The following is a 25,923-nucleotide window of genomic DNA, read 5'->3' on the forward strand; positions in this document are numbered from 1 at the left end:
ACGATGGCGCCGGATCAGACCGGCTGGCCGTCGAGATGGATGCGGTCGACTGCTTGCGGATAGAAGGCGATCAGCCCCTTGATCTTCGGCATCTCGGCGATCGGATCGCGGTAGCTCCAGGCGATGTCCTCGCTGAGCGAGCCGTCCTTGAGCACGCCCGACCAGTAGGAGGCGATGCCCTTGTAGGGACATCGGGTCCTCGTCAACGAGGCCCTCAGCCGGTCGAGGCGAACATCCTCCGGCGGCAGGTAGAAGCGCGTCGGCAGATGCGTTTCGAACAGCAGCACCGGACGGCGGCTGTCGGCAATCGGCTCACCGTCGAACCAGATCTCGACATGGCTGGAGCTCTGCAGCACGTCGATGCGCGCATATGGATCGCGGGCATGGACGAAGACCTCTTCGTCTTCCTCGAACCATTGGTCGACGAGGTTCCAGGTGAAGGCGATGCGGCCGGCGAGCGGCGCGAGATTCTCGTCGGGCGGCGCGGTGAACGACCAGGCGGCATCGGCGGCGCGCCGGTCACCGGCTTCGATATCCCAGTATTTGGTCTCGCCGCCGACGGGATGCTGCTGACCCTGCTTCGACGGCTTCAGCACCGACTGATCGACGGCCGCCAGGGGGAAGAAATAGATCGGCAGGAAATGGTTGGAGCGCAGCACCAGCACGTTGCGGCTGTCGGCGATGACGCGGCCGCCGAATCTGACGCGGATGCGCTTGGGGCTGTGCAGGACATTGATCAGTTGCGGCGCGGTCGCTTCGCGCGGCTGCAATCTCGGCGCGGCGGTCATGACGGCTCTCCTCAGGACACGGCGCGCTGGTTGGCGCGCTGCTCGGCGAATCGGTTGGCGGGACGGGCGAGACCGAAGCGGTCGCGCAGCGTTCCGGGCGCGTATTCGGTCGGGAAGACGCCGCGGCGCTGCAGCTCGGGCACGACCTGCTCGGCGAAGTTGATCCAATCCTCCGGCAGCAGCGGGAACATCAGGTTGAAGCCGTCGGCGGCGCCCGCCTCGAACCAGTCCTGCAACTGGTCGGCGATCTGCTTCGGCGTGCCGGCGACGGTCGGCACCGAGCCGCTGTTGGCGAGTTTTCGCGCGATCTCGCGCAGCGTCAGGTTCTGCGTTGCCCACTGCTTGACGCGGTTGAGCGAGGTGCGGCCACCATTGAAGGTGCTTTCGTCGGGAAGCTGCGGCAGCGGGCCGTCCGGCGAATAGGCCGAGAGATCGATGCCGCTCCAGCTCGACAGGAGGTCGATGCCGACGCGATCGGGGAGCAGCGTCTGCAGATAATCCTGCCTGTCGCGCGCCTCGGCCTCGGAAGCGGCGACGATCGGCAATATGCCGGGCAGGATCTTGAAGCTCTCCGGCCGCCGGCCATGACGGGCGAGGCGCTCGTTGATGTCCTCGCGATACCGGATGCCGTCTTCCCTGGTGCTGTAGATGGCGAAATGCGCATCGGCATGGGCGGTGGCGAAATTCTTGCCGTCCTCCGACGAACCGGCCTGGACGATCAGCGGATGGCCCTGCGGCGGCCGCGAGACGTTGAGCGGCCCGCGTACCTTGAAATGCGCGCCGCGATGGTCGAGCACATGGACCTTGTTCGGATCGGCGAAATAGCCGGTTTCCTTGTCGAACAGCAGGGCTTCGTCCTCCCAGCTGTCCCACAGCCCTTTGACGATATCGAGGAATTCGGCGGCGCGCTGGTAGCGGAAGGCGTGCTCGATATTGCCGTCGCGGCCGAAATTGCGCGCCTCCTCGTCCATGGCCGAGGTGACGACGTTCCACGACGCCCTGCCCGCGCTGATATGGTCAAGCGAGGCGAACAGGCGCGCGACATTGTAAGGTTCGCTGTAGGAACTCGACGCGGTGGTGATGAGGCCGATGTGTTTCGTCACGCCGGCCAGCGCCGACAAAAGCGTCAGCGGCTCGAGGCGGGCATTGGCGTAATGCGCGACGCCACTCTTCACCGAATCCCAGATCGATACGTGGTCGGCGACGAAGATGGTGTCGATTCTGGCGCGCTCGGCCGCCTGGACCAGCTCGCGATAGTAGTCGAAGCCAAGCACTTCCCGGCCTGGCGCGCGCGGATGGCGCCACGACATGCGATGGTCGCCTTGTGGGTTGAAGAAGAAAGCGCTGAGGATCAACTGATTTCGCGCCATGCCGGCCTCCTTGCAAATCGCTGGGGGAAACGGGCGCCGTGTTGTCCGGCGGCCCGCGATATCCAATTTGCAAAAGGCTAGATTGCGCTTGGCTTTAATTCGAGTAATTTTATCGAGATAATATACTATGCAAGCGGAAGCGATTGCCCTCGATTAGGGCACCGGCAGAAAGCGATTTCGAGGTCTCGATGTCCCCTTCGGTCCTGAATGTGGAGAAACTTTCCATCGCCTATGGCGGGAAAAGAGGATGGCAATCCGCCGTCAATGGCGTGTCGCTCGCAATAGGCCAGGGCGAAGCGTTGGGACTGGTCGGCGAATCCGGCTCGGGCAAGAGTTCGGTGGCCATGGCGATCTTGCGCTACCTGCCGGGGAATGCCCGCCTGGCGGCTTCGGCGCTGGAATTCCAGGGTCGGGAAATCCGCGGCCTTTCCGGCGAGGAGCTGCGCGGCCTACGCGGCGATCGCATCGCGGCTGTCTACCAACATCCGGGCGCCGCGCTCAGTCCGGCCATGACGATCGGCCGGCAGATCGGCGAGACGATCATGCGCCATCGCCCGGTGCGCCACGAGGAAGCGCGCTGGCGCTCCGCTGAGTTGCTCCGGCGTGTGCGGGTCGCCAATCCCGAGCGAGTGCTCGATCTCTACCCGCATGAGCTTTCCGGCGGCATGCAGCAGCGCGCCAACATCGCCATCGCCATCGCGCTCGACCCGGCGCTGCTGGTGCTGGACGAGCCGACCACGGCGCTCGACGCGAGCGTGCAGTCGGAGGTCATCGCGATCCTCGACGATTTGCGCCGCGACCACAAAACCAGCATCCTCCTGATCAGCCACGACATCAACCTGATCCGCCGCTCCTGCGACCGGGTGGCGGTTATGCAGTCAGGCGCGGTGGTCGAGAGCGGCGATGCGCGCGATGTCTTCGAGAACCCGGCCCACGCCTATACCAAGGCGCTGATCGCCTCGATCCCGGCGCTCAATTTCACCAAGCGGGACGGCCGCCTGGCCGAGACCGTTACGGCCGTTCGTGGTCGTACCGGGGCGATCCCCGCTCCTGCCGCTCCAAGTGACAGACAGGTCGCCATCGCGGGCAAGAAGATCAGTCATTCCTTTGGCGACCAGGCGGTGCTGCACAAGGTCGAGCTCCGCATCGAGCAGGGGGAAACCTTCGGCCTGATCGGTGAATCCGGCTCCGGCAAATCGACGCTGGCGCGGATCGTCACCGGGCTGCAGACGCCCAGCCAAGGATCGGTCGAGCTGTTCGGCAGAACGGTGGCGCCACGCGCCGAGAAGCGGGCGCCAGGCGAACGGCGCGACGTGCAGATGGTTTTCCAGTCGCCCGACCGCACGCTCAATCCGCGCCACCGGATCGGGCGGATCATCAGCCGGCCGCTGCGGCGGCTTGCCGGGCTTGGCCGGAGCGATGCGAAGACCCGCGTTGCCGAGCTTCTCCGCTCCGTCCGGCTGGCGGACACAACCGCGGAACAGAAGCCACGCTCGCTGTCCGGCGGCCAACGGCAGAGGGCGGCGATCGCTCGCGCCTTCGCCGGCGCGCCGAAAGTGGTGGTGCTGGACGAGCCGACCTCGGCGCTCGACGTCTCGGTGCAGGCAACGGTGCTCAACCTGCTCAACGATCTGCAGCGCGACAGGAACACGACCTATCTGTTCATCAGCCACGATCTCAGGGTGGTGCGCTACATGGCCGACAGGATCGGCGTGCTCTATCGCGGCCGGTTGGTCGAGACCGGCACGTCCGAGCAGGTGTTCCGCGGGCCTAACCACCCCTACACGAAGTTGCTTTTGGCGGCGTCTTCAGACGAGGCGCCGGCAGCTTCCGCGCGGGCGGAGATCGCGGCCGAGATCACATCCAACAGCGGGTGCGCATTCGCCGGCCGCTGTCCGTTGGCGCAGCCCGGTTGCCTGAAAGCGGAACCGCCCGCCGCCGATGTGGGCGACGGCCATCTGATCGCTTGCTGGCGACACAGCGAATTGTCCTGAGGCAGTCAGGGCCGCTGCGAAGCCGAGACGAGATCGGCCTTGCGCCGCGCCGTCTCCAGACCGACCGCGATGAAGCGGCGCGCATGGCGGGCGAGCTCCATATTGTCGGTCCACAGATTGCGCCAGATCGCCGTCTTCCGCGACAGGTTCTCATCGACGATCTCCGAGGAGAAGGATTCGAAGCTGAGGTCGTCGCTGTAGCCGATCGCCGTCAGCGCATCGAAGATCGCGGCGAAGTCGATGCTGCCGGTGCCGAGGAAGCCGCGATGGCTCTCGCCGATATGGACATAGCCGATCTTCTTCGCGGCGTGGCGGATGGCCAGCCCGACATCGGCCTCCTCAATGTTCATATGGAAAGTGTCGAGATGCAGGAAGATGTTGTCGGAGCCGGTGTCCTCGATGAAGGCCAACCCTTGCGCGGCGGTGTTGAGCAGGTTGCTCTCGAAGCGGTTGACGATTTCGAGATTGAGCGTGACGCCGGCAGCCTTGGCGGTCTCGGCAACCTGGGCAAGTATTCCCGCGCTGCGGTTCCACTGGTCGCGCGTCGGTGCTTCGGTCTGCAGTCCATGACTGGTCGAGAGGATGCCGCCGACCTTTTGACCGCCGAGATCGCGCGTGAGGGCGACGGTGCGGTTCAAGATCTCGACGCCACGCGCGGCGACCGCCTTGTCGGGGCTGGAGATGTCGCCATCGGCCGGCAGGCCGATGCTGATCGCAACGCCCAGGCCGAGATCGGCGATGCTTTTGGCCAGCCTGCCGATATCGACATCGGCCGGATCGAGATAGGAGAACTCGATCAGGTCGAAGCCGGCTTCCTTGGTGTTGGCCAGCGTGCGTTCGAGATCCGCCTGCGCCGAGCTCGCAGACCAGACGAAAGAGTGGATTCCAATGCGCGACATGATCGTCTCCGTCCGATGAATGAGGCGCGGCCGGACCGATCCGGCCGCGCCAGCCTTGGGAGCAGGCTTTTTAGCGGGCCGCCGTCCAGCCCTTGTAGTCCTTCAGGTTCTCGGCGGTGATCAGCTTTGGATCGAGCAGCACGGTCGGCTCGGCCGGCTTTTTGCCGGCAAGCACATCCGCCGCCATCGTCAGCGACTGGCCGGCCATGACATAAGGATCCTGCGAGGCGGAAGCCTTGATCATCGAGGTGCCGGAGGCGAACTCCTTCTCGATGTCGGGGGCGCCGTCGACCGCGGTGATGATGAATTCCGAGCGATTGAGCTGCTTGGCGGCGAGCTGCGCGCCGATCGCCGTCGGATCGTTGATGGCGAACACCGCGTCGATCTTGTCGAAGCGGGTGAGCAGCGACTGGAACACCTTCAGGCCGCCGTCGCGCGAGCCTTCGGCATTCTGGTCGTCGGACAGGACCTTGATGTCGGCATGCTGCGCAAGCACGTTCTTGCAGCCCTTGACGCGCTCCAGGATCGAGGACGAGGCCGGACCGTTGAGGATGACGTAGTTGCCTTTGCCGCCGGTGTGGTCGACCAGATACTGGCAAGCCTCCTCGCCGGCCTTGACGTTGTTGGTCATCACGGTGACGTCGGCGCCCGGAGCCGAGACGTCGAAGGCGGCGACGACGATGCCGGCCGCCTGCGCCTTCTTGACCGCGGGCGCGATCGCCTTGGCGTCGACGGCGTTGAGCATGATGACGTCGACGCCGGCGGCGATGAAGGAATCGATCTGCGAGACCTGCTTGTTGAGGTCGTAGTCTGCCGAGACGGACGTCACCTCGACCTTCGGATTGATCTTCTTGGCCGCGTCTTCGATGCCCTTGATGGTGGCGACGAAGAAGGGGTTGCCGAGCAGGCCGACCGAGATGCCGACCTTGTTGAGGTCCTTGGCCGATGCCGGCGCGATGGCGAGGGCCGCGAGGGCCGCGCCGCAGAGAAGTTTGGCGATGGTCTTCATTTACTTGCTTCCTCCGATTGCCCCGCGCCTCTCACGGTGCGTTACACACAATCCGGCTCATCTTGGCCGGCGACCAAGGTCAATCACGTTCTTGCTCCGGCCTGGAGCCGGTAACGGTCGAGGGCGACCGCCACGATGATGACCAAACCCTTGATGATGTACTGCCAGATGTCCGAGACACCGGCCAAAATGAGCCCGTTGGAGAGCACGGCGATGATGAGGCCGCCGATCAGCGTGCCCCAGATCGAGCCGACGCCGCCGACGAAGCTGGTGCCGCCGAGAATGACGGCGGCGATGGCATCGAGCTCGTAGGACTGGCCGAGCTGCAGGCCGTTGGCGGCGTAGAGCCTGGCGGCCGACATGACGCCGCCGAGACCCGCGAGCAGGCCCGACACGCCATAGACGAAGAGCAGCACCAGCGGCACCTTGATGCCGGTGAGGCGCGCCGCCTCGGCATTACCGCCCACGGCATAGATCCAGGTGCCGAGCACGGTGCGCTTGAGCACCAGCCAGGACAGCACCACCACCGTCAGCGCGATGATGACGAGCCACGGAATGCCGAACAGCGAGCCATTGCCGATGAAGTCGAAAGGCAGGTCGGAATTGAACACCGTCGTGTCCTCGCCGAGCAGGCGGGCGACACCGCGCACGGCGGTGAGCGAGCCCAGCGTGACAATGAAGGGCGGCAGCTTGATGTAGGCGACAAGCAGCCCGTTGATGACGCCGAAGCCGAGGCCGAGCAGGATGGCGGCCGGAATGCCGAGCATGCCCCAGTCCGGCACCAGCGAGACCAGCACCGCGACCATCGCCGAGGCGGCGAGGATCGAGCCGACGGAGAGGTCGATGCCGCCGGTGAGGATGACGAAGGTCATGCCGGCGGCGAGCACGATATTGATCGACGACTGCTGGCTGACGATGAGCAGGTTGGTGCCGGTAAGGAAGCGCGGGTTGATGAACTGGAAGCCGACGGCAAGCAGCACCAGAACCGGCAGCATGCCGAGCGCGGCGAAGGCCGTGCGCAGCCGCCGGCTCCTGACCACTGCCTGATCCGCCGATTTCGCCACTGTTGAGCTGTCGGTCATCTTGTCGGTCCTTCCTGGGCCGCTCCCGTCGCAAGTTCCATGATCTCTTCCTGACGCAGCGGCCTGCCCTCCGACGCCGTCACCTCGCCGGCGATGGCGCCGTCGCGCATGACCAGCACGCGGTCGGCCACGCCGATCACTTCGGGCAGCTCGCTGGAGATCATCAGGATGGCGATGCCCCTGCCGGCAAGGCTGTCGATCAGCCGGTAGATCTCCGACTTGGCGCCGACATCGACGCCGCGCGTCGGCTCGTCGAGGATAACGACCTTGGGCTCGGTCTCCAGCAGGCGGGCAAGCAGCACCTTCTGCTGGTTGCCGCCCGACAGCGAGCCGGCATTGGCCTGCGCCGAGCGAGCGCGAATGGACAGGTCCGCAATGGCCTTCGCCGCGCGCCTGTCGGCGGCGGCGAAGTCGCGAAAACCACCGGCGCGCGCGTCCTTCGCAAGCACGCCCATATTGATGTTGTCCGCGATCGACATGTCGAGGAACAGGCCGAGTTCCTTGCGGTCCTCGGTGAGGTAGGCAATGCCGGCCTCCAGCGCCTCGCGCGGCGAAGCAATGGCAATCGGCTTGCCGTCGAGCTCCAACGTGCCGCCGCTGCGCCGGTCGGCGCCGAAGATCAGCCGGGCAAGCTCGGTGCGGCCGGAACCGACCAGCCCCGCCAGCGCCAGGACTTCGCCGTGGTGAAGATCGAACGAGCAGTCCTTCAGCAGTCCGCCGTCCGACATGCCGCGCACCGACAGCGCCACGCGGCGCTGGCTGTCCGGCGGCCGGTGATCCTTCTTGTAGAAGGCCGAGAGATCGCGGCCGACCATCATCGAGACCAGCCGCGATGCGTTGAGATCGGCGCGTTCCAGCGTGCCGACATAGCCGCTGTCGCGCAGCACGCTGACGCGGTCGGCGAGCTGGTAGACCTCTTCCATGCGATGGCTGATGTAGATGATGGCGATGCCTTGCGCCTTCAGCGTCGCGATCACCTCGAACAGGCGGTCGGTCTCGCGCGAGGTCAGCGAGGTGGTCGGCTCGTCCATGACGATGATGCGGGCGCTGGTCGACAGCGCGCGGGCGATCTCGACCAGCTGGCGCTCGCCGAGCGACAGGCTGGAAACCAGAGCGCGCGCCGAAAAGGAAACGCCGAGCCGCTCGATGATCTCCCTGGCGCGGCGATTGCACTGGTCGCGATCGACGATGCCGAACCTGCGCGGCTCGTTGCCGAGGAAGATGTTCTGCGCCACCGTCAGGTTCGGCGCCAGCGACAGCTCCTGGTAGATGACGGCGATGCCCTGGGCGCGGGCCTTGATCGGATCGCCGGTGGCGACCGGCGTGCCGTCGATCAGGATCTCGCCGCCGGCATCCGGCCGATAGGCGCCGGACAGCACCTTCATCAGCGTCGACTTGCCGGCGCCGTTCTCGCCCATCAGCGCATGCAGCTCGCCGGCATTGACGGTGAGCGATACGTCCTGCAGGGCGCGGACGGGACCGAAGGTCTTGGAGATGTGGCGCATCTCCAGTACCGGCCTTTGCGGCGCCTCGACATGGGCGGCGGCGCTCATTGCGCAGCTCCTTCCGCCGCGCCGGCTATGTGGCGTCCGGCAATGAGGCCGCGCCAGTCGTCGCGGTAGCGGTCCAGATCCTTGAAGTCCGCGGCGCGTACCGGCTCTGGAGTCTCGGCGGCGAACTCGCGGCCGATGCTTTCGAAGGCGAGCGCCGCGGCGCCCGTGGCGCTGCCTTCCAGCGTGGCCCCTTGCATGAAGGATTGGCCCGGCCGCAGCGCGGCCAGGAGGGCGGCGAGCAGTCCATCCGCATTCAGCCCGCCATCGACGATGACGGTGTTGCTTGAACGGATCAGATCGAGCGACAGATCGATCATCAATGCCACATAAAGCAATGCCACCGCTGCGCGTTCTTCGGCGCCGGAAACCGGTCCGACGATTTCGCCCGTCCGGCCCGGCAGCGGCCCGCCCGGGGCAAAGCTCGGCAGGGCCATGGTGCCGGCGTCGATCGCGCGCTGTATCGAGGCCGGCGTGATCGCGCCCTGCCAGTTGCCGCTGATCGCTGCGAATTCGCGCCCGCCCATGAAGCGGATCGTGGGCACCGGGCCGCCATCGACATCGACATTGACCAGCATGTCGCGTTCGCGGTCGAGCGCCTCGAGCGGGCAGTCCGGGTTGAGCACGATCACCCAGGTGCCCGTCGACACCACGGTGAGCGGTCCGAGATCCTGCCGCCGATAGGCGTGAAGCGCTGCGTTGCTGTCATGGACGCCGTTGTGAATAGCGACCGGCTTGCCGGCCCGGCCAAAGCGCCGCTCGCCGGTCACGGCGCCGGCGCGCGCGAAGGCGGGCATTTGACCACGCCAGCCCTCGGCGTCGACCAGCGAGGAGAAGTCTCGCTTGCGCGGCGCCCACAGATGCGAATGGCAGCCGAGATAGGAGACCTCCGAAACGGCGCGCCCGCCGAAACGCCAGCTCCAATATTGCGGATAGCCGAGGATCGCCTTCGCCGACGAGAAGGCGCTGGGCTCCACTTCCTTCAGCCACAGCATGTGGCGGCCATAGTTGAAGCCGAGCGGCAGGCGCGGCGAGAAGGTCTCGGCGAAATCGGGGATGCGGCGATCGATCCGCGCGGCGATGTCGGCGGGCGGCTCCTGCTCATAGTCGAGGATCGGATGCGTCAGCGCCGTATCGTCGACCAGCGCGAAGGTGCAGCCATGGCCAGACACCATCAGGCCTTCGATGCCGTGGGCATCGGCGGCTTCGTCGACGGCTTCCAGCGCCCAGTCATGCAGCGCCGCTTCGTCAAGCACACTGAGGCCGCCCTTACGTATCCAGTCGGGCTTCGTGCGCCGTTCGTCGAGGATGCGCCCATCCTGGCCGAAGACGAACAGCTTCGAATTGGTCTTGCCGAAATCGAGCACCGCCATCTTCACTGGACGGCTCCCGAAGGCGAGGCGATACGCAGGGTGACGCCGGCATCTTCCAGCATGCGCGCATCGGCGTCGGAAAGGCCGTCATCGGTCACCAACGTGCCGATGCGCGACAGCGGCAGCGCGACGTTGCGGGCGTGGATCGACAGCTTGCGGCTGTCGGCCAGCACCACGATCTGGTCGGCGCAAAGGCTGAGATCGATGATAGAGCGCACCAGCAGCGGATGCGATTCCAGCACGCCTTCGTGGCCAATGCCCTGCGCGCCGAGAAAGAATTTCGAGGCATAGAACGGCACGGCTTGGGTGGGCGAATGGATGATGCCGGGCTCGCGGTGCAGATCGCCGCCAGCAATGGTCAGGCTGCAATGGCCATGGTCGCTGAGATAGGCGGCGAGCGGCATGGAATTGGTGAAGAGGCGGATGTTGCGGTCGGCAAGCCTGACGCCGAGATGGAAGCAGGTCGAGCCGCCATGGACGATGACCGCATCGCCATCACGCACCATGGTGGCGGCGACAGCGGCGATCTGCCGTTTGGCATCAACCGCCAGATCTCGGTTCTCGTCATAGGGCCTGGCATAGGCGATGCCGGCCTGCGCGGCGCCGTCGAGCGCCGAGATGCCGCCATAGACCTTCCTGGCCTCGCCAGCCTCGTCGATCTTGTCGATGTCGCGCCTGACCGTCGCCGCCGAGACGCCAAGCCGCTCCTGCAGCTCGCGCACCGAGGCGAACGGCCGGTCCCGCAATAGCTCGACGATCTGACGCTGGCGGCCGGAGTCGCTCAATCTCTTCCTCCCGACAATGCCATTTGCACGGCATTTGGTGCAACTTACTCAACATCGGGCGGATTGCAAGCCAGTTTTGATGATAGTAGATCACAGTTGACGTAGATCGCTCGCATCTGCGATATCAGCACCAATCGTTCTCCCTTGACGGAGATCGTGCGAGACCGACCGAGCCGTTGGAGGAAGATCGCCATGGCGACCACAGTTGATGCGAAGGAGCTGGCTGCCTTGCGGGCGCTTTCGGCCGCCATCGGCGCCGATCCGCACCTGACCCAGGCAGCCGGCGGCAACACATCGCTGAAGGCAGGCGACACACTGTGGATCAAGGCCTCCGGCACATGGCTGAAGGACGCCCTGACCGACGACATCATGGTGCCGGTGGCGATGGGTCCGCTCATCGAGGCGGTGGAACGACGCGATCCGAGCGCCGACAAGCCGCAGACCTTCGCCATCGATGCCCTCAATCCGCGCGGCCTGAGGCCATCGATCGAGACCACCGTGCATGCGCTGATGCCGCAACGGGTCGTGCTGCATGTCCACTGCGTCGAGACGATCTCACTTGCCGTCCAGGCCGATTGCGAGGCCGAGGCCGGGCGGCGTCTTCAGGGGATCGCGTGGGCGTATGTCCCCTATCGCCGGCCGGGCCTGCCGCTTGCGCAGGGCATTGCCGAACGCCTCCGGCCGGGGGTCGACGTGCTGATCCTCTGCAATCACGGCCTGGTCGTCGCGGCGGAGACCGTGGCCGAGGCGGAGCGTCTGCTGCATCGGGTAAGAGCGCTCCTGGCGCGGCCGGCGCGGGCGACGGCGGCCCCGGATATGGCGGCGCTGACGACGCTTGCCGACGGCAGCAGCTATCGATTGCCGGCGGATATCGAGGCGCATGCGGTGGCGCTCGACCCGGACAGCTGCCGCATCGCAGAGGCCGGCAGCCTCTATCCGGATCATGTCATCTTCCTTGGCCGAGGCTCCGTGGTGGCAAGGCCCGGCGAACAGGTTGCCGACGTCGCCGCCCGGCTGGGCGCAAACCCTGTCGCGATCCTCTTTCCGGGCGCCGGCGTGCTGATGCGCCGCGACGCCAGCTCCGGCGCTGACGCCATGCAGCGCTGCCTCGCCGACGTGACCGCGCGTATCGACATCGCGGCGCGATTGAACTATCTCACCGCCGCCGAGAACGACGAGCTGGTCAACTGGGATGCCGAGCAGTATCGCCAGAAACTCAACGCCGCGGGTTAGGTGAATGGTGCCGCTTGCAGTAGGCATCGACATCGGCACGTCCGGGTCGCGCGCCGTCGCGATGGGTCCGGACTTCTCCATCACGGCAAGCGCCGCCATGCCGCTCGAGCGCTTCGGCGCGAACGGCCGCGATCCCGCTGTCTGGTGGGCCACGGTCGAGGCGACACTGCACGAGCTCTTGTCGCGCATCGATCGCATGGCTGTGCGCGCAATCGCCGTTGACGGCACCTCGGGGACCGTGCTGCCGATCGACGACGCTGGTCGGCCTCTGGCCGACCCGCTGATGTACAACGACAAGATTTCGGACGCGGCCATTCTCACCGCGATCGCGGATGCGGCGCCGGAGGCGAGCGCCGCGCATGGGGCGACGTCCGGCCTCGCCAAGGCGCTCCGGTTTCAGCGCCTGCCGGGCATCCTTGCCGTGCTGCACCAGGCCGACTGGATCGCCGGACAATTCTCGGGCCGCTTCGACGTCAGCGACGAGAACAACAGCCTGAAGACCGGCTACGATGCCGAGGCGCGCCGCTGGCCGGAGTGGATCGCGGCGACCGGCATGCGCATGGAGCTTCTGCCTGCCGTCGTCGGGCCGGGCAGCGTGACCGGCAGGCTTACGGCAGCCGCCGCCGGCCTGTTCGGTCTGCCGCGCGATGTCGCGGTGGTTGCCGGCACCACGGATGGCTGTGCCTCGTTCCTGGCAACGGGCGCGGCGGCCGCCGGCGACGGCGTGACCGCGCTCGGATCGTCGCTGACCATCAAGATCCTGTCCGACCGGCCGATCTTTGCACCGCGCTATGGCATCTACAGCCACCGGCTCGGCGACGCCTGGCTGGCGGGCGGCGCATCGAACACCGGTGGCAAGGTGCTCGCGCAGCATTTTTCGCTTGCCCGCATCGTCGAGCTCAGCGCGGCGATCGATCCCGCGACGGAGACCGGCCTCGACTATTATCCGCTCGTCTCGCCCGGCGAGCGCTTTCCCATTGCCGATCCGGCGCTGCAGCCGCGCCTGTTGCCCCGACCACAATCCGACGCCGACCATCTAAAGGCGATGCTGGAAGGGATCGCCGCCATCGAGGCGCTGGGCTACCGGAGGCTTGCCGAACTCGGCGCACCCCGGCTGACATCGGTGCGCAGCGTCGGCGGCGGCGCCGCCAATGCCGCCTGGACCGCGATCCGGCAACGAAAGCTCGGCGTCGAATTTCGGCCTGCGCTGTCAGACGAGGCAGCGGCAGGCACCTCACGGCTGGCGCTCATGGGCGCAAAGGAGGCGGGGCTGCTGTGAGCGCGAAACACGTCCTGCATCTCGACGGGGTCTCAGCGCTCGCCGAACGCTACGACGTGTTCCTGCTCGACCAATTCGGCGTGCTGCATGACGGGCAGCAGCCTTACCCTGGTGCGGTCGAAGCCCTGTCGGCGCTGAAGCGGGCCGGCAAGACGGTGGCGCTGATCTCGAACTCCGGCAAGCGGGCCGAGCCCAATGAACGACGGCTGCTGACGCTTGGTTTCGAGGCGGGAAGCTGGGACCATTTCGTCTCATCCGGCGAAGTGGCCTGGCGCATTTTCACGAACATGGCGCGCGAAGGCACGCTGCGGGCCGGCACAAGATGCCTGCTGATCAGCCGCGACGGCGACCGCTCGGCGATCGAGGGCCTGCCGCTCGTTCTGACCGAGCGCGGGGACGACGCCGAACTGGTGCTGATCGCGGCCAGCGAAGGCGACCGCTACGACCTCGATCACTACCGCGGACTTCTCGGCCCGGCGGCGGCGCGGCAGGTGCCGTGCTTCTGCACCAATCCGGATCGGATCATGCTGACCGCGGTCGGACAGCGCTTCGGCGCCGGCGAGATCGCCGACCTTTACGAACAGCTCGGCGGCAGCGTCACCCGTATCGGCAAACCCTATCCGGCGATCTACGAAGCGGCGCTGGCGCTTGCGGGCAATCCGGATCGTGGCGACGCGGTGTGCGTCGGCGACAGTGTCGAGCACGATATCGCCGGCGGACAAGCCGCCGGCGTGGCGACCGCGCTGGTTCTGTCCGGGATATTGGCCGACAGCGGCGACCTTGCCGGACTTTTCGACCGGTTCGACGCGCGTCCAGATTACACCCTGGACGCCTTCCGCTGGCTTTGATGCGCGGACTTATCCGATCCGGTCTCCGGTCTTCGGATCAAACAGGTGCAATGCCGCCGGATCGGCGGCGAGACGGACCGTATCGCCCGGCCTGACATCGCTGCGGCCCATGACGAAGACGCAGATCTGCTGGTTTGCCAGCCTGACATAGAATTGCGTCGACAGGCCGAGCGGCTCGACCACCTCGACCTCGGCCCTGAGCGCGCCATCGTCGACCAGCTTGATGTGTTCTGGCCGCAGGCCGATGGTGAGCGCGTCGCCATCCTGCAGCGGCAAGCCGTCCGGCAATCGTAGCTTCTGGCCGTCGGCGAGCACGGCATCGACCTTGCCGCCCTTGGCGACCTTAGCCGGCAGGAAATTCATGCCGGGCGAGCCGATGAAGCCGGCTACAAAAGTGTTGGCCGGCCGGTCGTAGAGCTCGAGCGGACGGCCAACCTGCTGGACATAACCGTCATGCATGACGACGATGCGGTCGGCCATGGTCATGGCCTCGACCTGGTCGTGGGTGACATAGACGGACGTGGTCTTGAGCTGCTGGTGCAGCGCCTTGATCTCGGCGCGCATATGGACGCGCAGCTTGGCGTCGAGATTGGAAAGCGGCTCGTCGAACAGGAAGACTTTCGGATCGCGCACGATGGCGCGGCCCATGGCGACGCGCTGGCGCTGGCCGCCGGAGAGCTGGCGCGGGAGGCGGCCGAGATAGGAGTCGAGGCCGAGCCGCTTGGCGGCGGCGCCGACGCGGCTGTCGATCGTCGTCTTCTCGGCCTTCTTCAGCATCAGGCTGAAGCCCATGTTCGAGGACACGTCCATATGCGGATAGAGCGCGTAGGACTGGAACACCATGGCAATGTCGCGGTCCTTGGGCGCGACATCGTTGACCAGCCGCTCGCCGATATGGATCTCGCCGCCGGTGACCTCCTCGAGGCCGGCGATCATGCGCAAAAGCGTGGACTTGCCGCAGCCGGATGGGCCGACCAGCACGACGAACTCGCCGTCGGCGATCTCCAGATCGACGCCGTGCAGGATGCGCAGCGAACCGTAATCCTTCTCGACGTTTTGCAGCGTGACGGAAGCCATCTTTTATCCTTTGACCGCGCCAGCGGTGAGGCCGGTGACGAGATAGCGTTGCAGGAAGGCGAAGAAGACGCAGACCGGGATCAGCGCCAGGATGGAGGCCGCCATCATCTGCCCCCAGTCGACGGCGAACTTGCCGATGAAGGTGAGCAGGCCGACGGCGAAGGTCTTCTGCTCGTCGCTGGAGATCAGCATCAGCGCAAACAGCAATTCGCTCCAGGCGGCGGTGAAGACGAAGCCCAGCGTCGCCCCCATGCCAGGCAAGGTCAGCGGCACGATGACTCGCCGCATCGCCTGAGCTCGGGTGCAGCCGTCGATCATCGCCGCCTCTTCCAGGTCCTTCGGGATGCCGTCGAAGAAGGACTGCATCAGGAAGGTGGCGAAGGCCGTGTTGAAGGCGGTGTAGATGATGATTAGGCCGATCAGGCTGTTGGTGAGTCCGAGGTCGCCCATGATGCGGTAGATGGGCGGGATGACCATGACCAGCGGGAAGGTCTGGGTGAGCAGCAGCAGGATCGCCAGCGTCGCCTTGCCGCGGAATGTGAAGCGCGACATGGCGTAGCCGGCAAGCGTGGCGATGACCGTGACAAACGCGGCCGTCGAGACCGAGACGATGACGCTGTTGAGGAAATAGCGCGGGAAGTCGGAGGCTTCGAGCACGGTGGCGAAGTTCTTCAGCGTCGTCTCGGACGGCCAGAAGGTGATGCCTTCCGAATAGAGCAGACGCTCGGGCGTCACCGAGATCTTCAGCGTCCAGAAGATCGGGAACAGCGCGAAGATCAGGTAAGCCGCGATGGCCGCGTAGAGGCCGATGCCGCCGAGGATACGCGAGGTGGTGGAGCGACCGGCGATCATCAGACGTGCCTCACCAGCGTGCGGCGGATGGCGATCAGCCCGATGGCGTAGGCGATCAGCAGCACCAGGAGCAGCACCGCGACCGCAGAGGCATAGCCTTTGTCGAGCGACTTGAAGGCGCTGACATAGATGTAGACCGGCACCGTGCTGGTCGAGCCTGCCGGCCCGCCCTCGGTCATGACGAAGATCAGGTCTGCGAAGGTGGCGATCCAGATGGTGCGCAGCATGACGGTGATGACGATGGTCGGCGCCAGGAAGGGCAGCGTCACCTTGGTGAAGCGCTGCCAGGGCGATGCGCCGTCGATGGCCGCCGCCTCATGCAGTTCGGAGGGGATCGACTTCAGCGCGGCGAGCAGCGTGATGGCGAAGAAGGGAATCCCGAACCATATGTTGGCGACGATCGGCCCCCACATGGCGGTGGCGGGGTCGGACAGCACATTGGTCGGCTCGGCTTTTAAGCCCAGCGCGAACAGCCAATGCGGCAGCGGCCCGATGATCGGGTTGAACAGCCAGGCCCAGGTGAGGCCCGACAGAAAGGACGGCACCGCCCAGGGCAGGAAGACCACGGCCTGCACGACCTTGCGGCCGTAGAAGGGCTTGTCGAGCAGCAGCGCCAGACCGAGCCCCAGGAAGAACTGGAAGAACAGGCTGGCGACGGTCCACCACAGCGTGTTGATCAGCGCCTGTCCGAGCACCTGGTCGGAGAGCATCGCCTGGTACTGAGCAAGGCCGACATATTGCGACTTGAAGGCCGAGAATTTGCGGAAGGAATAGCTGATGCCGATGATCAGCGGCACCAAAAGCACCAGGACCAAGAGCACGATAGCCGGCGAAAGGTAGAGCCATGGCTCAATCGCGGCCTTGCTCAGCCGCTTCTTGCGCGGCTGGGCGGCGGATCGGATTTCGGACACTGCGTAGGTCATGATTTTGGCTCTACGGTGAGGTGTGAGTGCCGGCGCAGGCGGCAGCGTCCTTCTCCCCGTTCACGGGGAGTTGAGGAGCGGTCCGCGCAGCGGACGAAAAGCCAATTGCTTGGCTTTTCGAGCGACGAAAGCCGGCAGGCAGATGAGGGGCGGCGCTAACCTTTCAGAATTCGGCGCCGCCCCTCATCCGGTCCTTCGGACCACCTTCTCCCCGTGAAACGGGGCGAAGGAAAAGCCTGCGCCTACTTCTTGTTCTTGGCCAACCAGGCCTGCTGCTCCTTCGTCAGGAACGCCGCCCATTCGTCGGCCACGTCCTTGGCCGGCTTTTGGCCGAGCAGCACTTCCTGGAAGTTCTTGATCGCCACCTGGTCGACGAAGTTGCCGAGGTTTTCCAGATGCGTCGGCGGCGTCACCATTTCATATTTGGAGCTGTCGCTGAGCTCGGTGAACCAGCCCTTGAACTGCTCGGTCTTGAAATGCGCGTCCTGGTCGGCGCCGTTGTGGATCGGGACGACGCCGACTTCCTTGGCCCATTCCAGATTGTCCTTCGGCGACAGCAGTGTCGCCATCAGCTTCCAGGCCTCGTCCTTGTGCTGGGAATTGGCGAACATCGCCCAGCCGGCATAGCCCAGCGTCGGATAGGATTTGCCGCTCGGGCCTACCGGCAACGGCGCGACGGCGAAGTCGTCGGCGCTCATCTTGTCGGCAATGCCGAGCAGCGCGTCGGGATCCTGGTTGAGCATGGCGCAGGTGCCGGAATAGAAACCGGTGACCGTCTCGTTGAAGCCCCAGCTCACGGCGTCCTTGGGGGCCAGGCCGTTCTTGTACATGTCGGCCAGCATCTGCAGGCCCTTGACCGAACCCTCGTCATTGATGGTCGACACACCGTCGTCGGTGAAGTAGCCGCCCTTGCCGTCGGCGATGTTCATGAACATGTGCATGCCGTTGAAGGCGCCGGGGCCGCCGCGCAGGCAGTAGCCATATTTGCCGGGGATGGCAGAGATCTTCTTGGAGAAGTCGACGAACTCGTCCAGCGTTGCCGGCGGACGGTCGAGGCCGGCTTCCTTGAACAGCTTCTTGTTCCAGAACAGCGCGTTCACATAATAGCCGTAGGGGATCATGAACTGGGTGTTGTTGACGGTCGAGCCGAACTGCTTGGCGCGGTCGCCCAGCGTCTTGGCGTCATCCCACTTGGCCATGTAGGGGCCGAGATCCTCGAGCTGGGCGTTGTTGGCGTAGAGGCCCATCCAGCGTTCCGGCATTTCGACCACGTCTGGCGTGTCGCCGGCCTGCACCATGGTGAGGAATTTTTCGAAGGCCTGGCCCCAGGGCAGCGAGACCACCTCCACCTTGATCCCCGGATTGGCCGTCTCGAATTCGGCGATCTGCTTCTTCAGGAATTCGGTGCGCGGCGGGCTGGTGATGACCTCGACCAGCTTGATGGTGGTGTCGGCCAGCGCGCCGCTGGCGGAGATCGCCAGGCCGGCGACGGCGGCAAGCATGAAGGTCAGTCTTTTCATGTTCAGGACTCCCATTTTGAACACTCGTTATTTTTTTGACTTGTCGAAGGCCTGGGCGATGTCGGCCCAGAGGTCCTCGACATTTTCCAATCCGACATTGAAGCGGATGGTTCGGGGGCTGACGCCGAAGCGCGCCATCGAATTGATGCCCGGCGTCTGCTCGAGCGAGGCCTTCGCCGGCACGACCAGGCTTTCATGGCCGCCCCAGCTGACGCCGATGCGGAAATATTTCAGCGCATCGACGAAGGCCGGGATGTCGACATCCTCGGCGACCTCGAAGGAGAACAGGCCGGCATAGCCGGCTAAGGTTTTCTTGCCGGGATGGTTGGAATAGGCGGGGTGGTTGACTCGCTCGACCTTGCCATGCGCCTTCAGCCGCTCGGCAAGGGTGAGCCCGCTCTTCATGTGGTGCGGCAGGCGCAGCGGCAGCGTGCGCAGCCCGCGCAGCAAGAGCCAGCCTTCGAAGGGCGACAGCTTGCCGCCAAGCTGCGAATAGGTCTGCTCGTTGATGTGCTTGATGTGGGCGGCCGAGCCGGCCACCACGCCGGCGACGGTGTCGCTGTGGCCGCTCAGATATTTCGAGGCCGAATGCAGCACGAGGTCGACGCCATGCGAGATCGGCTTCTGGAAGACGGGGCTCGCCCAGGAATTGTCGATGGTGGTGACGATGCCCTGTTCCTTCGCCAGCCGGGCAAGGTGTCCGATATCCTGCAGCTCGAACATCATCGAGGTCGGGCTCTCGAGGTAGAGCAGCTTGGCGCCGGGAAGGGCCGCGGCGACCGCGTCGGGATCCGAGCCGTCGACATAGTCGACCTTGATGTTCAGACGCGGAAACAGCCGCTCGAACAGCCTGTAGGCATCGCCATAGCAGTTGCGCACGGCGACCATGCGCTCGCCGGCGCCGACGAAGGCGAGCACCGTGGCGCTGATGGCCGCCATGCCGCTGGAGAAGCCGCGCGCGGCTTCGGCCCCTTCGAGCGCCGCGACACGGGCCTCGAACTCCATCACCGTCGGATTGTCGCCGCGCGAATAGATCGGCTGCTTTCTTCTGCCAGCGAAGGTGTCGGCCATGTCGGCATAATTGGCGAAGGTGAAGAGCGAGGTCTGGTAGATCGGCGGCACCACTGCGCCGCCGGGAAACGGATCATCATGCGCAAGCAGCGTCGCCGCCTCGCCGAGATAGTCGCTGGCCAGGGAGGCCGGGTCGAAAGTGTTGGGCTGCTCGTTCATCTACGGTCCGAAAGTTTGAGGTTGGCGGCGCCGCGCTTCAGATCGTCCTCGACGGTGGCGATGAGCTTGAGCGCCTCGGCGCGGGCGCCGTCGGGGTCATGCGCGGCGATGCAATCGAAGATGGTGCGGTGGTAGGGAAAGCTGGCATGGCCGAAGTCGCGCACGCCGAGCGGATGTTCCCAGAAGCGATGGAACATCTCGTACATGGCGGCGATGATCTGCTCGAAGAGCGGGTTGCCCGAGGCACGGAAGACCGCCTGGTGGAACTCCCAGTCCTCGTCCGAGGACATGCCGGCGCGGGTCTGGAAAGCCTCTTCCATGAGGTCGAGCTTGCGCTCGATCTCGGCGAGCTCGGACTTGCCGGCACGAATGGCGCAAAGGGCGGCCGCCTCGGACTCCAGGGCGCGGCGGATCTCCAGCGTCGCCATCAGCCCGGCGAAATCATTGCCGCCGGCGAGCGTCAGCGGCATGTGCAGCATGTCGGGCGAGACGGCGGCCTTGAGATAGGTGCCAGAGCCCTGGCGCCGTTCGACGAGGCCGAGCCCCTCCCAGCGCGTCAGCGCCTCGCGCACCGTGTTGCGGCTCACCTTGAGGCGTTCGGCGAGGATGCGCTCGGTCGGCAGTTTTTCGCCCGGACCCAGAGCCTCCTGCCGCACGAACCCCGCCAACGCCTTCAGCACTGCGTCATCGCGGGCCGTCGTCTGGATCGGGGGCAAAAGATCGGTCAAGCAGGCTGCGCCTAAAGTGGTTCAATGGTCCAACCAATTTCTGCACAGGCGGAGAGTTGAGTCAACGGCCGAAATTACGCCGGGCCGAACGACGCGGGTTTTCGTCATTCGGCCCTGCGGTATCAGGCGCGGATCCGCGCAGACGCGGCAGCCGCGCGCTGCTCGCGCCAGCGCGCGAACATCTCCTCGCGAACCCGCCTCGACCCCGAAAGCCGCTCCTTGGCTTCCGCCAGGACAGACGGTGAGGCCTCGGCCGGCGTGCCGGAGCGGAAGGGCGGCGCCGGCGCATATTCTAGCGACAGCTGCACGATCTCCGCTTCGGCCTGGCCATGCAATCTTGCGACCAGCGCCAGGCCGAAATCGATGCCCGATGTGACGCCGCCGGCGGTGATCAGCTTGCCGTCCTCGACGATCCGCGCATCGACCGGGATCGCGCCGAATTCTTCCAGGAAATCATGCGCATACCAGTGCGTGGTGGCGCGTTTGCCCTTGAGCAATCCGGCTGCGCCAAGCACCAGGGCGCCGCTGCACACCGAGGTGATATAGCGCGCCTGCGCCGCGCGTTCCCAGACGAAATCGAGAACTGCCTTGTCCTCGAGCAGCGCGTTGACGCCGCCACCGCCCGGTATGCACAGCACGTCGAGAGGCGGGCAATCCTCGAACGTAGCTGTCGGGGTAAGCGACAGTCGCGTCGACGACATCACCGGATTGCGATCCTTCCAGATCAGTTCCACCTCCGCGCCCTTGACCGTCGCCATGACTTCATAAGGCCCGGTGAGGTCGAGCTGCTGGACGTTGGGAAAGACAAGAATGCCGAAACGAAGGCTCATGGAAATCTCCACTGTTTGACTTGGGCAGGTTGACTTCAGCCAATCTACGGCATCATGCTTTGGCCCGATCGCCAATCACCCCTCGTTTCAGGCCAAAGCCATGCGCCGCATCGAAATCCTCGCCTATCCCGACATCCAGCTTCTCGATGTCAGCGGACCGCTTCAGGTTTTCGCCAGCGCCAACGACTTCAGGACGCAGGCCGGCGAAGCGCCTGCCTATGACGTCGTCGTCGTCGCCGCCTCGCCGCGAATCAGGACATCGTCCGGCCTGGTATTAGAGGTAGCGGCGCTGCCGGCGCACGGGACCGAGGTCGACACGGTGATCGTGCCCGGCGGCTGGGGCATCAACGCCGCCTGCGAGGAGGCCGAGCTGGTGCAGTGGATCATCGGCCGCTCGCGCGATGCGACGCGGACCGCCTCCGTCTGCAGCGGCGCCATGTTGCTGGCCGAGGCCGGCCTGCTCGACGGCCGCCGCGCGGTGACCCATTGGGGTCGCTGCGCCGAGTTCGCCAGGCGCTTTCCAGCGGTCCACCTCGACCCCGACCCGATCTTCATTCGCGACGGCAATATCTGGACCTCGGCCGGCGTGACGGCGGGCATTGATCTGGCGCTTTCCTTCGTCGAGGCCGACCTTGGCCGGCGCATGGCGCTGGCGGTGGCGCGCGAGCTCGTCGTCTTCCTGAAGCGCCCAGGCGGCCAGGCGCAGTTCAGCCAGACCCTCAAGCTGCAGCAAGGCGACGAGCGCTTCGACCGGCTGCATGGCTGGATCCTGGACAATCTCAGCGCCGACCTTTCGCTGGAACAGTTGGCCGACCGCGCCAATATGAGCCGGCGCAGTTTCTCGCGGCGCTATCAGGAGGCGACCGGTCGCACGCCCGCGCGTGCCGTCGAGGAGATCCGGATCGAAGCGGCGCGGCGGATGCTGGAGCGGGGGCAGACGGTCGGCCAGACGGCCCGTCGCTGCGGCTTCGGTTCGGAAGAGACGATGCGGCGCGGCTTCCTACGCGTCCTCGGCACCAACCCGCGCGACTACCGCGAGCGTTTCTGAGCGCGACTGTTCACACCGAGCGCTGGATGCCCGCGAACCTGCTGCTATCGCTGGGCGCGACTCACCCGGCGAAGCGCGGCTCCGGCACGCCGCGCACGCCGACATCGAGCGCCAGCAGCGAGCCGGCCAGCGGCTGATGACACAGGCCCGCCTCGCTGGAATCCCAACCCGCGCGAATACCGCGAGCGCTTCTGATCGCGACTGCTCGCGCGATGTGATCTCGGCCTGAGCGAAAGACTTCGCGGCTTCCGGGGCGTGATGGCTTACAGCGCTGCCGGGAGCGGTGCGATCGCTGCGAGGCCGGCTTCGGTCAGCGCGTAGATGCCCCGCTCCGCGCGGGCGAACCAGCCGTAGTAATTATGCTGCAGGATGCTCGCCGCGCGTGGCGAAAGCGCCTTCAGATCACGCGGCCGCTTCGGGCCATCGGCCATGGCGGCGGCGCAGGCCAGTGCTTCCTGCCGGTAGGCGGTCATGATCGGCTTCTTGCGCGTGCTGCCGCCGATGGACGGATCACCCTTGCGGCGGTGATGCTCCTCGACCAGGCGCGACCGCCGCCTGGGATCCCGGCGTGGCGGCAAGGCGGCGGGACTGAGCAGCAGTTCCACCTCGCCCTTCTTGCCGACACCCAGCAGGCCGAAGCCGAGGCGGCGGCAAAGCGCGCGGAAGCGTCGGTCGTGCTCGCGACCCTTACCGCGCGCCGACATATAGGCGGCGAGCCAAACCTCGTCACAGGCCGCCGCGCGGTCGACGGCTTGCAGAACGAGCTCGAGGTTGAATTGCAGCTTGAGCTCGCAGATGACGACGACCGGCGGCTCGCCGGCGCGCACGCCGACCACGTCGCAGCCGCCGACCTCGCCCTTGACGGCGAAATCCATGCTCTCGAGAAACCGCTTCACCGGCTCGTAGAGGGAAGTCTCCTGCATGGAAGAGGCATAGCCGATTCGCGGCTGGTCGGCCCAGCGGCACCATTGCGGTCACAGGCACCGATGTCAGGCGCGGTGCAAGTAATCCTCGATCGACTTCGCCTTCATCTCGATCGAGAAGCCGGGCGCCTGGGGCGGCATATAGGCGGCGTTGCGGATGACGCAGGGTTCGATAAAATGCTCGTGCAGGTGGTCGACATATTCGATCACCCGCCCATCCTTGGTGCCTGACACGGCGACATAGTCGGTCATCGACAGATGCTGGACATATTCGCACAAGCCGACGCCGCCGGCATGCGGCCAGACCGGCAGGCCGAACTTGGCGGCGATCAGCAGCACCGCCAGCACTTCGTTCAGACCGCCCATGCGGCAGGAATCGATCTGCACCACGTCGATCGCGCCACCGGCGATGAACTGCTTGAACATGATGCGGTTCTGGCACATCTCGCCGGTCGCGACCTTGATCGGCGCCACGGTCTTGCGGATCTTGGCGTGGCCGGCGACATCGTCGGGACTGGTCGGCTCCTCGATGAAGAAGGGCTTGGCGAAGGCGAGGTCCTTCAGCCAGTCGATCGCCTGGTCGACCTCCCAGACCTGGTTGGCGTCGATCATCAAATAACGGTCGGGACCGATCACCTCGCGGGCGATCCTGAGACGACGGATGTCGTCGGCGCGGTCGCGGCCGACCTTCAGCTTGATGTGATTGAAGCCATCGTCGACCGCTTCCTGGCAGAGGCGCCTGAGCTTGTCGTCGGGATAGCCGAGCCAGCCGGCCGAGGTGGTGTAGCAGGCATAGCCTTCGCGCTCGAGCGTGGCGATGCGCTCGGCCTTGCCGGCCTCCGCCTTCCCCAGGATTGCCAGCGCTTCAGCGGGCGTGATGGCGTCGGTGAGATATCGGAAGTCGATGATCCTGACGATCTCTTCGGGGCTCATCTCGGCGACCAGGCGCCAGACCGGCTTGCCGGCTTCCTTGGCCCAGAGATCCCACACCGCGTTGACCACCGCGCCGACCGCCAAATGCATGGCGCCCTTGTCCGGGCCGATCCAGCGCAACTGGCTGTCGCCGGTCACGTGATGCCAGAAACGGCCGGGGTCCTCTTTCACCCAGTCAAGATCGAGCCCGATGACGAGATGGCGCAACGCCTCGATCGCCGTGCAGCAGATCTCGTTGCCGCGACCGATGGTGAAGGTGAGGCCATGGCCCTTCAGCGAGGGGACGTCAGTGTCGAGGATGACATAGGCGGCCGAGTAGTCCGGATCCGGGTTCATCGCGTCGGAGCCGTCGAGGCTTTGCGATGTCGGGAAGCGGAGGTCGAAGGTTCTGAGGTCCGTGATTTTCGTCATTGCTGCCTCGTGCTGGCCCGCCTCGTCATTCGATCGCCGGAGCGGCCTCAGATCGACCAGCCGCCGTCGATATTGTAGGCCTGCCCGGTCGTGTAGGTCGCGCCGGCCAGATAGACGGCGAGATCGGCGATCTCTTCCGGCGTGCCGATCCTGCCCATCGGCTGGCGGGCGATGAAGGCCGCGCGCGCCGCCTCATAGTCGCCCTGCGCCTGCATGCGACCCTGAAGCGAAGGGCTTTCGACCGTGCCCGGGCAGATGGCGTTGCAGCGGATGCCCTTGGCAACGTAATCGGCTGCGATGGACTTGGTCAGGCCGATAACGGCTGCCTTGGTGACTCCATAGGCAAAACGGTTCGGCACACCTTTCGGTGCGCCGGCAACCGATGCCATGTTGATGATCGAGCCGTCGCCACGTTCCAGCATGCCGGGCAGCACGGCGCGGATGGTGCGGATCATGGCGCGCACATTGAGGTTGAAGGCGAAGTCGAGATCCTCGTCCTTCATCTCCAGGATCGAGCCGGCATGGACGAAACCGGCGCAGTTGAACAGCACGTCGACGCGGCCGATCTCGGCAAAGGCGGCCTTCACCGCCTCGTCGTTCAGCACATCGAGTTTTCGAGTGGTGATGCCGGGCGTCCCGGCGAGCTCGGCCAGGGCCGTCTCGTTGATGTCGGTGGCGTGGACGATGGCGCCCGCCTTGCCGAAGGCCAGCGCGCTTGCCCGTCCGATGCCCTGCGCGGCCGCCGTTATGACCACGACCTTGCCTGTGATGTCAGCCATTCTTTATCTCCTTCAGCCGGGCCGTCGCTCGACGATGTAGATGTGGTCCGCGGCCAGCACGACCTCGTCGCGCTGGTTCAAAACCTCGACGCGTTCGATGACGCGTCCGGCGTTTGGCCGTTTCGGGTCATCTTCCTTGGCCGCGATGGTGGTGCGCGTGCGGATCGTGTCGCCGATGAAGACCGGCTTGATGAAACGCAGCCGGTCGTAACCATAGGAGAAGGCGACCGGGTTGATGACGCTCGCCGTCAGGCCGACGCCGACCGAGAAGACCAGCGTGCCATGCGCGATGCGCTGGCCGAAAGGCGTCGTCTTCATGAACTCGGCGTCCATGTGGTGGGGGAAGAAATCGCCGGTGTGGCCGGCATGAACGACGAAATCGGTCTCGGTGATGGTGCGGCCGCTGGTGAGGCGCGACGCGCCGATCTCGTAGTCCTCGAAATAGGTGGTCTGTTCCAT

24 protein-coding genes are annotated in these 25,923 nt (G+C 65.6%); 5 read left to right on the plus strand and 19 right to left on the minus strand.

Going from position 1 to position 25,923, the window contains the following annotated elements; all coding sequences use genetic code 11:
* Positions 1 to 14: 14 nt before the first annotated feature.
* Together E5X34_RS10795 and E5X34_RS10800 are read right to left on the minus strand one after the other, a co-directional pair.
* Positions 15 to 788, minus strand: coding sequence for a DUF427 domain-containing protein (locus E5X34_RS10795; protein ID WP_292563972.1), 774 nt, complete (start codon positions 786 to 788; stop codon positions 15 to 17).
* 11 nt (positions 789 to 799) lie between these two features.
* Positions 800 to 2,158, minus strand: coding sequence for an LLM class flavin-dependent oxidoreductase (locus E5X34_RS10800; RefSeq protein ID WP_292563974.1), 1,359 nt, complete (start codon positions 2,156 to 2,158; stop codon positions 800 to 802).
* Positions 2,159 to 2,346: 188 nt separating this feature from the next.
* Between E5X34_RS10800 and E5X34_RS10805 the strand changes: the two genes are divergently transcribed.
* Positions 2,347 to 4,152, plus strand: coding sequence for an ABC transporter ATP-binding protein (locus tag E5X34_RS10805; protein WP_292563976.1), 1,806 nt, complete (start codon positions 2,347 to 2,349; stop codon positions 4,150 to 4,152).
* 5 nt (positions 4,153 to 4,157) lie between these two features.
* Here the strand turns inward: E5X34_RS10805 and E5X34_RS10810 are convergent, their stop codons facing one another.
* The 6 genes from E5X34_RS10810 to E5X34_RS10835 form a co-directional block, all read right to left on the minus strand.
* On the minus strand, positions 4,158 to 5,051 hold the full coding sequence (locus E5X34_RS10810; RefSeq protein WP_292563977.1) for a sugar phosphate isomerase/epimerase: 894 nt from the start codon (positions 5,049 to 5,051) through the stop codon (positions 4,158 to 4,160).
* A 70-nt stretch (positions 5,052 to 5,121) separates the two neighbouring features.
* Positions 5,122 to 6,060 (minus strand): ABC transporter substrate-binding protein, encoded by a 939-nt coding sequence (locus E5X34_RS10815; protein WP_126063059.1) that lies wholly within the window; start codon positions 6,058 to 6,060, stop codon positions 5,122 to 5,124.
* An 83-nt stretch (positions 6,061 to 6,143) separates the two neighbouring features.
* On the minus strand, positions 6,144 to 7,142 hold the full coding sequence (locus tag E5X34_RS10820; RefSeq protein ID WP_126079815.1) for a ribose ABC transporter permease: 999 nt from the start codon (positions 7,140 to 7,142) through the stop codon (positions 6,144 to 6,146).
* Entirely contained in the window at positions 7,139 to 8,695 is a 1,557-nt protein-coding gene (locus tag E5X34_RS10825; protein ID WP_292563979.1) for a sugar ABC transporter ATP-binding protein, read from the minus strand. Before E5X34_RS10825 ends, E5X34_RS10820 begins: the two co-directional genes overlap by 4 nt.
* Positions 8,692 to 10,071 carry a carbohydrate kinase gene (locus E5X34_RS10830; protein ID WP_292563982.1) on the minus strand — a complete coding sequence of 460 codons (1,380 nt, stop codon included), beginning with the start codon at positions 10,069 to 10,071 and terminating at the stop codon, positions 8,692 to 8,694. The genes E5X34_RS10825 and E5X34_RS10830 overlap by 4 nt, the downstream gene beginning before the upstream one ends.
* Positions 10,068 to 10,850, minus strand: coding sequence for a DeoR/GlpR family DNA-binding transcription regulator (locus tag E5X34_RS10835; RefSeq protein ID WP_292563985.1), 783 nt, complete (start codon positions 10,848 to 10,850; stop codon positions 10,068 to 10,070). Before E5X34_RS10835 ends, E5X34_RS10830 begins: the two co-directional genes overlap by 4 nt.
* A 192-nt stretch (positions 10,851 to 11,042) precedes the next feature.
* Between E5X34_RS10835 and E5X34_RS10840 the strand changes: the two genes are divergently transcribed.
* From E5X34_RS10840 to E5X34_RS10850, 3 genes are read left to right on the plus strand one after another with little or no spacing between them, the layout of a single operon-like run.
* Positions 11,043 to 12,083: a class II aldolase/adducin family protein gene (locus E5X34_RS10840; protein WP_292563987.1), complete on the plus strand. Its 1,041-nt coding sequence runs from the start codon at positions 11,043 to 11,045 to the stop codon at positions 12,081 to 12,083.
* 4 nt (positions 12,084 to 12,087) lie between these two features.
* A complete protein-coding gene (locus E5X34_RS10845) occupies positions 12,088 to 13,362 on the plus strand; it encodes an FGGY-family carbohydrate kinase (RefSeq protein ID WP_292563992.1) in 1,275 nt (424 codons plus the stop codon).
* Entirely contained in the window at positions 13,359 to 14,210 is an 852-nt protein-coding gene (locus E5X34_RS10850; protein ID WP_292563995.1) for a TIGR01459 family HAD-type hydrolase, read from the plus strand. The genes E5X34_RS10845 and E5X34_RS10850 overlap by 4 nt, the downstream gene beginning before the upstream one ends.
* Before the next feature lie 9 nt (positions 14,211 to 14,219).
* On the opposite strand, the gene ugpC is transcribed toward E5X34_RS10850, so the two are convergent.
* The 7 genes from ugpC to E5X34_RS10885 form a co-directional block, all read right to left on the minus strand.
* The gene (gene ugpC / locus E5X34_RS10855) at positions 14,220 to 15,287 is read right to left on the minus strand and encodes a sn-glycerol-3-phosphate ABC transporter ATP-binding protein UgpC (protein ID WP_292563997.1); all 1,068 of its coding nucleotides are present in this window, start codon (positions 15,285 to 15,287) and stop codon (positions 14,220 to 14,222) included.
* Positions 15,288 to 15,290: 3 nt separating this feature from the next.
* Positions 15,291 to 16,139 carry a carbohydrate ABC transporter permease gene (locus tag E5X34_RS10860; RefSeq protein WP_292564000.1) on the minus strand — a complete coding sequence of 283 codons (849 nt, stop codon included), beginning with the start codon at positions 16,137 to 16,139 and terminating at the stop codon, positions 15,291 to 15,293.
* Complete coding sequence (locus tag E5X34_RS10865; protein WP_292564003.1) at positions 16,139 to 17,062, minus strand: sugar ABC transporter permease; 924 nt, start codon at positions 17,060 to 17,062, stop codon at positions 16,139 to 16,141. Before E5X34_RS10865 ends, E5X34_RS10860 begins: the two co-directional genes overlap by 1 nt.
* 242 nt (positions 17,063 to 17,304) lie before the next feature.
* Complete coding sequence (locus E5X34_RS10870; protein ID WP_292564006.1) at positions 17,305 to 18,582, minus strand: sugar ABC transporter substrate-binding protein; 1,278 nt, start codon at positions 18,580 to 18,582, stop codon at positions 17,305 to 17,307.
* A 27-nt stretch (positions 18,583 to 18,609) separates the two neighbouring features.
* Positions 18,610 to 19,812 (minus strand): PLP-dependent transferase, encoded by a 1,203-nt coding sequence (locus E5X34_RS10875; protein ID WP_292564009.1) that lies wholly within the window; start codon positions 19,810 to 19,812, stop codon positions 18,610 to 18,612.
* Positions 19,809 to 20,540 carry a FadR/GntR family transcriptional regulator gene (locus E5X34_RS10880; protein WP_292564012.1) on the minus strand — a complete coding sequence of 244 codons (732 nt, stop codon included), beginning with the start codon at positions 20,538 to 20,540 and terminating at the stop codon, positions 19,809 to 19,811. Before E5X34_RS10880 ends, E5X34_RS10875 begins: the two co-directional genes overlap by 4 nt.
* 122 nt (positions 20,541 to 20,662) lie before the next feature.
* Complete coding sequence (locus E5X34_RS10885; RefSeq protein ID WP_292564015.1) at positions 20,663 to 21,370, minus strand: DJ-1/PfpI family protein; 708 nt, start codon at positions 21,368 to 21,370, stop codon at positions 20,663 to 20,665.
* Between the two features lie 100 nt (positions 21,371 to 21,470).
* Between E5X34_RS10885 and E5X34_RS10890 the strand changes: the two genes are divergently transcribed.
* Positions 21,471 to 22,418, plus strand: a complete 948-nt coding sequence (locus E5X34_RS10890; protein ID WP_292564018.1) for a GlxA family transcriptional regulator — start codon at positions 21,471 to 21,473, stop codon at positions 22,416 to 22,418.
* 263 nt (positions 22,419 to 22,681) lie between these two features.
* Here the strand turns inward: E5X34_RS10890 and E5X34_RS10895 are convergent, their stop codons facing one another.
* The 4 genes from E5X34_RS10895 to E5X34_RS10910 all read right to left on the minus strand — a co-directional run bounded on the left by E5X34_RS10895 (position 22,682) and on the right by E5X34_RS10910 (position 25,923).
* On the minus strand, positions 22,682 to 23,341 hold the full coding sequence (locus E5X34_RS10895) for a DUF2161 family putative PD-(D/E)XK-type phosphodiesterase (protein WP_292564021.1): 660 nt from the start codon (positions 23,339 to 23,341) through the stop codon (positions 22,682 to 22,684).
* A gap of 66 nt (positions 23,342 to 23,407) precedes the next feature.
* Positions 23,408 to 24,685 (minus strand): L-fuconate dehydratase, encoded by a 1,278-nt coding sequence (locus E5X34_RS10900; protein ID WP_292564023.1) that lies wholly within the window; start codon positions 24,683 to 24,685, stop codon positions 23,408 to 23,410.
* 47 nt (positions 24,686 to 24,732) lie between these two features.
* Positions 24,733 to 25,464, minus strand: a complete 732-nt coding sequence (locus E5X34_RS10905; protein WP_292564026.1) for an SDR family oxidoreductase — start codon at positions 25,462 to 25,464, stop codon at positions 24,733 to 24,735.
* A 12-nt stretch (positions 25,465 to 25,476) separates the two neighbouring features.
* The gene (locus tag E5X34_RS10910; protein ID WP_127252641.1) at positions 25,477 to 25,923 is read right to left on the minus strand and encodes a MaoC/PaaZ C-terminal domain-containing protein; all 447 of its coding nucleotides are present in this window, start codon (positions 25,921 to 25,923) and stop codon (positions 25,477 to 25,479) included.

It is taken from the genome of Mesorhizobium sp. (assembly GCF_004963255.1).
Classification (GTDB): domain Bacteria; phylum Pseudomonadota; class Alphaproteobacteria; order Rhizobiales; family Rhizobiaceae; genus Mesorhizobium.